The sequence below is a fragment of the Amycolatopsis sp. cmx-8-4 genome, from assembly GCF_046548675.1.
Taxonomy (GTDB): Bacteria; Actinomycetota; Actinomycetes; order Mycobacteriales; family Pseudonocardiaceae; genus Amycolatopsis.
Genome location: NZ_JAEBDZ010000005.1, coordinates 117,319 through 126,328, shown reverse-complemented (window position 1 = coordinate 126,328; position 9,010 = coordinate 117,319). Strand labels below are relative to the sequence as shown.

The window sequence follows — 9,010 nt, the reverse complement described above, 5'->3', positions numbered from 1 at the left end:
CGGCTCAGACACGAGCGGCGTCCGCGGCCGGGTCGAGCCGGCCCGCCGGCACCATGGTCTGGGCCGCGGCGACCGCGGACAGCACGGTCCGCGCCTTGTTCAGCGACTCGGTGTCCTCGTAGTCCGCCACCGAGTCGGCGACCACCCCGCCCCCGGCCTGGACGTGCGCGATCCCGTCCTTCATCAGCGCGGTGCGGATCGCGATCGCCGTGTCGGCGTCCCCGGCGAAGTCGAGGTAGCCGACGACGCCGCCGTACAGCGCGCGGCGCACCGGCTCCAGCTCCTCGATCAGCTCCATCGCGCGGACCTTCGGTGCGCCGGACAGCGTCCCGGCCGGGAAGCACGCGGTGACCGCGTCGAAGGCCGTCTTGCCCTCCGCCAGCTCACCGGTGACGGTGGAGACGATGTGCATGACGTGGCTGTAGCGCTCGATCTGGAAGAAGTCGACGACGCGCACGGTGCCCGGCTTGCAGACCTTGCCCAGGTCGTTGCGGCCGAGGTCGACGAGCATCAGGTGCTCGGCGCGCTCCTTCTCGTCGGCCAGCAGGTCCTTGGCCAGCTGCGCGTCCTCCTCCGGGTCGGCGCCGCGCCAGCGGGTGCCCGCGATCGGGTGCGTGGTCGCCTTGCCGTCCCGTACGGTGACCAGGGACTCGGGGCTGGAGCCGACGATGTCGAAGCCGTCGAGCCGCAGCAGGTACATGTACGGGCTCGGGTTGGACGTCCGCAGCACGCGGTAGACGTCGAGCGCGTCGGCGCCGGTTTCGATCTCGAAGCGTTGCGAAGGCACGATCTGGAACGCTTCGCCCGCCTTGATCGCCTCGACGGCCTTGTCGACCGCGGCGTGGAAGTCCTCCTTGGTCCGCTTCCGGGTGAACTCCGGCTCGGGCCGGTCGAACGCGGCGACGGTGGCGGGCGCGGGCACCTGCAGCTGCTCGGTCATCGCGCCCAGCCGGGCGACGGCGTCGTCGTAGGCCGCGTCCACGCGCTCGGGCGAGTCGTCCCAGTTGACGGCGTTCGCGATGAGCGTGACCGTGCCCTCGTGGTGGTCGAACGCGGCCAGGTCGGTGGCCAGGAGCATGGTCAGCTCGGGGATGTCGAGGTCGCGCTCGGCCAGCTCGGGCAGCTTTTCGAGCCAGCGGACGGCGTCGTAGCCGATGTAGCCGACCATCCCGCCGGTGAGCGGCGGCAGGCCCGGCAGCGCCTCGGTGTGCAGCGCCTCGATGGTCTCGCGCAGCACGGTGAGCGGGTTGCCCTCGGTCGGCAGGCCGACCGGCGGGGTGCCGGTCCAGACCGCTTCGCCGTCGCGGACGGTGAGCGCGGCCGGGCTGCGGACGCCGATGAACGACCAGCGCGTCCAGGAGGCGCCGTTCTCCGCGGACTCGAACAGGAAGGTGCCCGGCCGGTCGGCGGCGAGTTTGCGGTACACCCCGATCGGCGTCTCGCCGTCGGCGAGCACCCGGCGCACGACCGGGATCACGCGGCGGCTCTCGGCGAGGGCGCGGAAGTCCTCGCGGGACGGGCTGACTGAGCCGGGGCCGGTGGAACCGGCGTAAGCGCTGACCATGGAACTCATTGTGCAGCCCCACGCGAACCGGGCCGCGCGGGGTCCTGAATTCAGCAAATGTTGAATTCGGGATCGCGGATGAGTCATGATGGGGTGGTGAGCACCACCGACAACCCCGAGACTACGGCGCGCCGACGCGGCCGCCGGCCCGCGGGCCAGGACACGCGCACGGCCCTGATCGACGCCGCGCGGTCGGTGTTCGCCGAGAACGGCTACGACGGCGCGACCGTCCGCGCGATCGCCACCCGCGCCGGCGTCGACGCCGCGATGGTCAACCACTGGTTCGGCAGCAAGGAGGGCCTGTTCGCCCGCGCGGTGCTCGAGCTGCCGTTCGACCCCCTGGAGCTGCTGGAAACCCTGCGCGACGGCCCCGACGAGGAGTTCGGCGAGCGGATCGTCCGCACGTTCCTCACCCGCTGGGACAGCGCGGGCGGCGGCGTGTTCGTGGCGCTCATCCGCAGCGTCGCCGGCCACGAGCAGGCGGGCCAGGTGCTGCGCGACTTCTTCCAGAAGTTCTTCACGCACGTGCTCTCGTCGGTCGGCTCCGACCAGATCCCCCTGCGCACCACGCTCTGCGCGTCGCAGCTGGTGGGCATGGGCATGATCCGTTACGTGGCGAAGTTCGAGCCACTGGCCGCGGCGGACGTCGAAACGCTGGTGGCGGCGGTGGCGCCGAACGTGCAGCGCTACATCAGCGGCGACATCGGTTAGGGCACGCGCCGGCCCATCTCGGCGCGCGACGTCCGCCCGAACGCCGGGACCGCGTACGGCCGGCGCAGGCTGCCGCGCGAGAAGAGGACGACCATGTCCGGGCCCGCCCCGCCGGCCCACGCCGGCCGTGCGGGCTGGTGCCACAAGTAGGTACCGCCGCGTGCCGCCGTCGCCACCGGAGGGAAGCGCCCCGACGTCACGGGGATGGTGGCGTAGCCCGGTTCACCCCGCACGTCGTAGGAGACGCGGATCGCCTGCGCTCTCGTCCGGTCGTCGAACCACAGCACCTTCCCGGTCACACCGTTCGCGGCCGCTACCTCTCCGGCGACAGCGGCCGGTCACCCGGCCGGTAGCCGCGGAGAAACCGGGTACCGCCTTCGCGACCCGCGTGCGTGGCCACCACTACGGGGAACGGGAGCAGCACCAGGGTGATGAGCAGCAGCACCACGTACAGCCCGACGAGGAACCGGTCGTCGTTCTTCTCCTCGGGCGTCCGGACGTGCGCGGGATCCGCCGGGTCGTAGACGACGGTGACACCTTCGCCGGTGAAGTAGGGCCGGCCCGAGTCCCACGTGATCTTCGCGACGCGTGACTCGCCCGCCACGGTGTAGCGGACCTCGATCGTCGGCGTGCCGCGGGCCGGGTCCCGGACGTCCAGCACGACTCCGCCGGTCCGCGCGCCCGTGGCCAACAGGTCGGCTTGGCCGAGATCCAGCGCCGACAGCCCGAGCACACCCGCCGCGAGCACGCCGTACAGCACCGCGGCGAAACCCCACGCGAGGCGGACCTGCTTGCGGGGGCGTGGGTTCGCGGTGGTGCCGACCCGAGGCCGCCCGGCCGCCTTCGGCGGGCCGGCGAGCACCGCCGCGCCGCGCCGGTCCGGCCGGCGCGCGAGGAAGACCGCGACCACGATCGCCGCGAGCGAGCCGCCGAGCACGGCGAAATCGGCCGCGAGTTCGCCGTTCTCGAACTCGTAGCGCGAGACCAGGAACGACCACACCGTGCCGGTCCCGAACGTCACGAACGCCGCCGCGCCGTACGCCGCCACGATGAGCCACGCGGTGCGCCACCGCCCCGGCGCCCGAGCGCCGCGTCTCCCCACCCGGCCAGCCTACGGTTTCGGCCGGCGGCGCGGGACCGGCGACCACCGGTAGGTCTCGGCCGACGCGGTCATCAGCTTCGGCCGGTCCCGCCACGGCGGCTTCGGCAGGATCAGGACCGTGAACGCGGAGCCGCGCCCGCCGATCAGCGCGGGCAGGTCCGGCAGTCCGGTCAGGGCCTGCCCGGAGAGACCCAGGTCGCAGGTCCGGAGCCGGATCAGGCTGCCGTCGGCGAACTTCACCGCCACGGTCGCCCAGGTCTGCCGCCTCCGCGCCGGCCCGAGTGTCACCGTCGCCGGCCGCCAGCCGGTCCGCTGCGCGGCTTCCGCGCGCCGGTACCAGCGGATGCAGTCGAAGAGGGCCGCCCCGGCGAAGGGCAGGAAGAAGAGCATCGCCGTCACGGGCTCACCCCCGATCAGGAGGCTGAAGAGGACCAGCGCGGTGCACAGGACCACGATGACGGCGACGATCGTCGCGCGGCGGAACCGGCGGGCGACCAGGGTCGCGGCCCGGCCGGCCCCCTCGACCGCCCGGCCCGGCGGCAGCCACTCGGCGAAGTCCGGCATCACGCCTCCCACCGGGGCGCCTTGGCCGGCACCGGCACCACGAGCTCACGGCCGTCGCGGCGTAGCAGGGCCACCACCCTGTCCTGGCCGGCCTCGCCGACCCGCACCGGCACCGGCACCTCGGCGAGGGTGCGCGGCACGCGCAGGGTTCGCAGCGACGGAGTGGTGCGGAGGCCGAGCGCGCCACCGCCGTCGAACCAGACCACCAGCTCGGCGTGCTCCTTGCCCAGCCGGTAGCCCCGCGCCCCCGGCTCCGCCACCGCGCGGTACCGCCGCTGCCGGCGGCGCGAGCCGTGCGTCAGGAGGTCGTCCGCCGCGACGAACAGCACGGTCGCGGACGCCGGCGCACTGTCTCCGCCGCGTCGCCGGGACCGGGAGTGTCCGACGTGGACGGAAGACACCACGGCGAGGTCGCCACGGCGAGCCGGGCGTCTCCGACGCGGACGCACCAGTTCCCGGTAGTCGCGCACGGCCCGCACCCTCGTCCCCATTCGCTCAGCGTAGAGCGAAAACCCCAGGTCGGAGGGCGATCAGAAGCACAGCGGTGACAGGCAACCCGGCGGGCCCGCCGAGCGTGCAAGGGAGCAGGTCTGCCGCCGTCAGCGGGCCAGCAGCAGCGCGATCAGCGTCACCACGCCCGGCACCACCTGCACGAACAGGATCCGCTTGTTCGCCGTCGCCGCGCCGTAGACGCCGGCGATGATCACGCAGACGATGCCGTAGAGCTTCAGCTGGTAGCCCGTGGGGTCGCTCGCGATCAGGCCCCAGACCAGCGCGAGGGCCAGGAAACCGTTGTACAGCCCCTGGTTCGCGGCCAGCGGCGCGCTTTCCTCGGCGAACTCCTCGGTGGTCCCGAACGCCGCGCGGGCGCGCGGGGTGGTCCAGAGGAACATCTCCAGGACGACGATGTAGACATGGATCAGGGCGACCAGCCCGACCAGGATGTCGGCGGCGATCTTCACGTGGTGTGCTCTTTCTCGTCGGCCAGGAGCAGGCGCTCCTCGGTGTCGAAACAAGTGTGGGTGCCGGTGTGGCAGGCGGGACCGGTCTGGTCGACGCGCAGCAGGACGGTGTCGCCGTCGCAGTCGATGCGGACCTCGCGGACGTGCTGGTAGTGCCCGGACGTCTCGCCCTTGACCCACAGCTTCTGCCGGCTGCGGGAGAAGTACGTGCCCCGGCGGGTGGACAGGGTCGCCGCGAGGGCGTCGTCGTTCATCCAGGCCATCATCAGCACGTCCGAGGTGGCGTGTTCGACGACGACCGCGGCGATCAGGCCGTCGGCGTTGCGCTTGAGGCGCGCCGAGACGCCCGCGTCGAGGGTCATGCTTCGGCTCCCAGCAGGTGCCGCTTGAGCGGCATCGAGTTCAACAGGACGAACGCGTAGCCGTACCCGAAGAAAGACAGGCCGGAGAACACCTTGTTGAACCACAGCTCGGCGCCCAGCAGCAGGAACGCGTGCAGCAGCGCGAACACCACGGTGACGACCAGGCCGCCGATCCGGGCGCCGCCCAGCTTCACCGCCAGCCCGGTGGTCACGACGCCGCCGAGGATCAGGGCGAGTGCGGGCGTCCGGTAGATGGCCAGGCTCGAGCCCGCGCTCAGCACGGGGATCAGGTCGAGCAGGGCCCACGCCACCGGCAAGCCGATCAGCAGGGCGGCGACGACCTTGACCTCGACGGGTGCGCGCCAGGACTTCATCGGACCTCCACCCCGCCGTCGCGCAGCGCGGTCTTGACCTCGCCGATCTTCAACTGTCCGAAGTGGAACACGCTGGCGGCGAGCACCGCGTCCGCGCCGGAGCGCACCGCGGGCAGGAAGTGCTCCAGGGCCCCCGCTCCGCCGCTGGCGATCACCGGCACCCGCACGGCCTTGCGCACCATTTCGATCAGCTCGAGGTCGAAGCCGTTCTTGGTGCCGTCGGCGTCCATCGAGTTCAGCAGGATCTCGCCGACGCCGAGCTCTTCGCCGCGCGCGGCCCACTCGACGGCGTCGATGCCGGTGCCGCGGCGCCCGCCGTGGGTGGTGACCTCGAAGCCGGACGGCGTCGCTTCGCCGCCTTCGGGCACGCGGCGCGCGTCGACCGACAGCACGATGCACTGGGCGCCGAACCGGCGCGAGGCCTCGTGCAGGAACTCCGGCCGGGCGATCGCGGCGGTGTTGATGCTCACCTTGTCCGCGCCGGTGCGCAGCAGCCGGTTGACGTCGTCGTTGCTGCGGACGCCGCCGCCGACGGTCAGCGGGATGAACACCTGCTCGGCGGTGCGGCGGACGACGTCGTAGGTGGTCTCACGGTCGCCCGAGGACGCCGTGACGTCGAGGAACGTCAGTTCGTCGGCGCCCTCGGCGTCATAACGCCGGGCCAGCTCGACGGGATCGCCGGCGTCGCGGAGGCCGGCGAAGTTGACGCCCTTCACGACCCGGCCCGCGTCGACGTCGAGACAGGGGATCACCCGCACCGCGACAGACATGACCGCAAGCGTAGTCAAGGGCGTTCTAAGCTCGGGCAATGGCACAGGCGGGGCGGCGGCCGGGGCGGACGGAGACGCGGGAGAAGATCCTCGACGCGGCCCGGCACCGGTTCGCGGAGCTGGGGTACGACGGCGCGACGGTCCGCGGGATCGCCGCCGACGCCGGGGTGAACGCGGCGCTGCTGCACCACTTCTTCGGCAGCAAGCAGCAGCTTTTCGCGGCGTCGATGAACCTGCCGGTGAACCCGGCTTCGCTGGTCCCGGCGATCCTCACGGGCCCGCGCTCGGGCGTGGGCGAACGGCTGGTGCGCGCCTTCCTGGCGCTCTGGGCCGCGCCGGAGGGGCGGACGCCGTTCCTCGCGATGCTGCGCGCCGCGGCGACGAACGAGCAGGTCGCGCTCATGATGCGCCAGTTCATCGAGCGCACGGTGCTGGCCGAGGTCGCCAAGGCGCTCGACGTGCCGCCGGTGCGCGTCACCGGGATCGCCGCGCAGATGATCGGGGTCGCGCTGCTGCGCTACGTGATCAAACTGCCCCCGCTGGCCGAGGCCGGCGACGAGGAACTCGTCGCGCTGCTCGCCCCGGTCGCGCAGTACTACCTCGACCCGGCACCCGGCGGTCGGGTTCCGGCCACCCGATCCGTCTAGTTCGCCCGGACGCGCGGGCTGCTCCCGGCTGCCGTCACCAGACGAAGATCCGCGGCATGCTCACCCGTGGTGGTGGCGCGATCCGGGGTACCCGGGCGATCTCCGGGGGCACCCGGAACGTGTCCGGCGGGGTGTAGCCGTGCAGGCCGTAGTCGCGCGTTCCGTAGCTGCCCAGGCCGTAGTCGTACGGGTACCGCAGGCTGTAGTACTCCGGCGGTGGCAGCCGCAGCGGCTCGAGGTCCGGCAGGGTGAGCCTCAGCTTGCCCGACGGGTCGTACTCCGGCGGTGGCCGCCGTGCCTCGATCACCTCCGTGACCTTCTGGTCCAGCTGAACCGGGGCGTCCCGCAGCGCCGAGACGGTCGTGGCGAACGTGCGCGCCAGGTCCTCCGCGCGCGGCGTGGCGTGCGCGACCGGCTTGTCGACGTCCGTCTGCCGGACCAGGTCCGCGGCCTCGCGGTCGACCGCCGCGCCGAGATCCTGCGGGGCGCGCAGCACCAGGTCGGCCAGGCGGTCGTACGCCCGGGCGAGCCGGTCCTGCAGGCCCTTGTCCGCTGCCTCGACGAACGCCTGCACCAGCGGGTCCAGGAACGGAATGGCGTCCGTCACCGGTTTCGTGAGCGCCGCGATCCGTTCGGTGGCCACCTTCTCGACCTGCAGCGTCACCTTCTTCCGGCTGTCGGCGACCAGGTCGATGCCCGGCTCGGCCGGCCGCGCGTCGACGACCGCCCGCGCGGCTTCGACCTGTTCCGGCGTCACCTCATCGGGTGCCGCCCGGCCGGTGGTCTCGACCCGCAGCTCCGGCCCGATCCCCGCGACCTTGTCGCGGCTCACGGTCTCCGCGCGGACGGCGTCGTCGACCGCGGGCAGGCTGACGTCGTACGGCTTGGCGCTCGCGGCGCTGCTCCGCGCGGTGTCGAGCAGGTCCGGCAGCTGCGCGCCCCGCGCCGCGAGCGCGTCCCGGTAGGACTGCGGGAACGCCGCTTGGACCTTGTCGTAGAGCTTGCCGGCGACGCGCTCGGTCAGGCCCGCCTCGAGCTTCTTCGTCACCTCGGCGTAGCCCTGCTGCGCCACCTTGAACTTCACCTGCAGGTCCGTGGCCGGCACGCCCACCTGCATGCCGAACAGCGTCAGCGAGGCGAGCGTGGCCAGCCCGGCGGCCGCCGGTCCGCTGTACTTCGTGTAGAAATCCGCGGCCCGCCCCAGCCCGGCGGCGGTCCGCCCGCGCCACGGCCCGGCGTCCCGGCGGGCGAGCAGCAGGCAGGTCAGCAGGTAGACGCCGATCAGCACGGCGAACACCGAGAACTCGCTCAGCTTCAGGTGGTCCGAGAAGAACCGCGACACCGTTTCGAAGAACCGCTGCAGTGAGATCAGCCAGCCGACGCTCGACGTGTCGCCGAACCACCGCAGGTACGCCGACAGCAGGAAGTACGCCGTCGCCGCTACGCCGATGGGCACGAGGTAGAGCACCCCGAACGAAGCCAGGTGGTACCGGAATCCCGGGCCCTCCCGCACCTGCTCGGCCGTGAACCGCCGCGTGTAGCCGCGGCCGAACCGCACCAGTCCCCAGACCACGCCCACGACCAGCGCGAACGGGCCGGCCACGAACGCCGCCACGAGCACCGCCGAGACGGCCAGAGCCGCCCGCTGCTTCCCCGCCGTCATCTCCCCCTCCGATCCGTCCGGTTCAGGAAAGCACGGCCCACCGACAGGTTTTCCGAGGCGATCCCCGACACCGCCGAAGGCCCGGGAACGCAGCGGAGCCGACGCTCACCCGGACTCGTGAACGGCCGCGACCAAGCAAGACCGAACCGCCCGGCATCTACCGCTCAGTGACGGACAAGGCTCACGAACTGGGCCGAACCGGTGAACTCCGTCACGAAAGAAACTTCCCGGCCGCGTGCATCAACTCGGCCGTCCCGGACGTCCATGAAGGTGACAGGCGGGCGAAGGGAC

At 72.4% G+C, this 9,010-nt stretch carries 12 protein-coding genes; 2 read left to right on the top strand and 10 right to left on the bottom strand.

Annotation, left to right across the window (positions count from 1 at the left end; genetic code table 11):
- Window positions 1–4 precede the first annotated feature (4 nt).
- On the bottom strand, window positions 5–1,564 hold the full coding sequence (locus ACLJQZ_RS12170; protein ID WP_410620120.1) for an anthranilate synthase component I: 1,560 nt from the start codon (window positions 1,562–1,564) through the stop codon (window positions 5–7).
- A gap of 78 nt (window positions 1,565–1,642) precedes the next feature.
- Between ACLJQZ_RS12170 and ACLJQZ_RS12165 the strand changes: the two genes are divergently transcribed.
- A complete protein-coding gene (locus tag ACLJQZ_RS12165; RefSeq protein WP_410620119.1) occupies window positions 1,643–2,275 on the top strand; it encodes a TetR/AcrR family transcriptional regulator in 633 nt (210 codons plus the stop codon).
- Here the strand turns inward: ACLJQZ_RS12165 and ACLJQZ_RS12160 are convergent.
- The 8 genes from ACLJQZ_RS12160 to hisF form a co-directional block, all read right to left on the bottom strand.
- A complete protein-coding gene (locus ACLJQZ_RS12160; RefSeq protein WP_410620118.1) occupies window positions 2,272–2,574 on the bottom strand; it encodes a hypothetical protein in 303 nt (100 codons plus the stop codon). The two genes, ACLJQZ_RS12165 and ACLJQZ_RS12160, sit on opposite strands and share 4 nt — an antisense overlap.
- A gap of 14 nt (window positions 2,575–2,588) precedes the next feature.
- Entirely contained in the window at window positions 2,589–3,377 is a 789-nt protein-coding gene (locus ACLJQZ_RS12155; protein ID WP_410620117.1) for a DUF3592 domain-containing protein, read from the bottom strand.
- Between the two features lie 9 nt (window positions 3,378–3,386).
- Window positions 3,387–3,941, bottom strand: coding sequence for a hypothetical protein (locus tag ACLJQZ_RS12150; RefSeq protein ID WP_410620116.1), 555 nt, complete (start codon window positions 3,939–3,941; stop codon window positions 3,387–3,389).
- Window positions 3,941–4,432, bottom strand: a complete 492-nt coding sequence (locus ACLJQZ_RS12145; RefSeq protein WP_410620115.1) for a hypothetical protein — start codon at window positions 4,430–4,432, stop codon at window positions 3,941–3,943. Before ACLJQZ_RS12145 ends, ACLJQZ_RS12150 begins: the two co-directional genes overlap by 1 nt.
- A 108-nt stretch (window positions 4,433–4,540) precedes the next feature.
- The gene (locus ACLJQZ_RS12140) at window positions 4,541–4,903 is read right to left on the bottom strand and encodes a DUF1304 domain-containing protein (protein WP_410620114.1); all 363 of its coding nucleotides are present in this window, start codon (window positions 4,901–4,903) and stop codon (window positions 4,541–4,543) included.
- On the bottom strand, window positions 4,900–5,265 hold the full coding sequence (gene hisI, locus ACLJQZ_RS12135; protein ID WP_328442982.1) for a phosphoribosyl-AMP cyclohydrolase: 366 nt from the start codon (window positions 5,263–5,265) through the stop codon (window positions 4,900–4,902). Before hisI ends, ACLJQZ_RS12140 begins: the two co-directional genes overlap by 4 nt.
- Entirely contained in the window at window positions 5,262–5,639 is a 378-nt protein-coding gene (locus tag ACLJQZ_RS12130; protein WP_410620113.1) for a hypothetical protein, read from the bottom strand. Before ACLJQZ_RS12130 ends, hisI begins: the two co-directional genes overlap by 4 nt.
- Window positions 5,636–6,409: an imidazole glycerol phosphate synthase subunit HisF gene (gene hisF / locus ACLJQZ_RS12125; RefSeq protein WP_410620112.1), complete on the bottom strand. Its 774-nt coding sequence runs from the start codon at window positions 6,407–6,409 to the stop codon at window positions 5,636–5,638. Before hisF ends, ACLJQZ_RS12130 begins: the two co-directional genes overlap by 4 nt.
- A 38-nt stretch (window positions 6,410–6,447) precedes the next feature.
- Between hisF and ACLJQZ_RS12120 the strand changes: the two genes are divergently transcribed.
- On the top strand, window positions 6,448–7,056 hold the full coding sequence (locus ACLJQZ_RS12120) for a TetR family transcriptional regulator (RefSeq protein ID WP_410620111.1): 609 nt from the start codon (window positions 6,448–6,450) through the stop codon (window positions 7,054–7,056).
- Window positions 7,057–7,090: 34 nt separating this feature from the next.
- On the opposite strand, the gene ACLJQZ_RS12115 is transcribed toward ACLJQZ_RS12120, so the two are convergent.
- A complete protein-coding gene (locus ACLJQZ_RS12115; RefSeq protein ID WP_410620110.1) occupies window positions 7,091–8,719 on the bottom strand; it encodes a hypothetical protein in 1,629 nt (542 codons plus the stop codon).
- Between the last annotated feature and the right edge of the window lie 291 nt (window positions 8,720–9,010).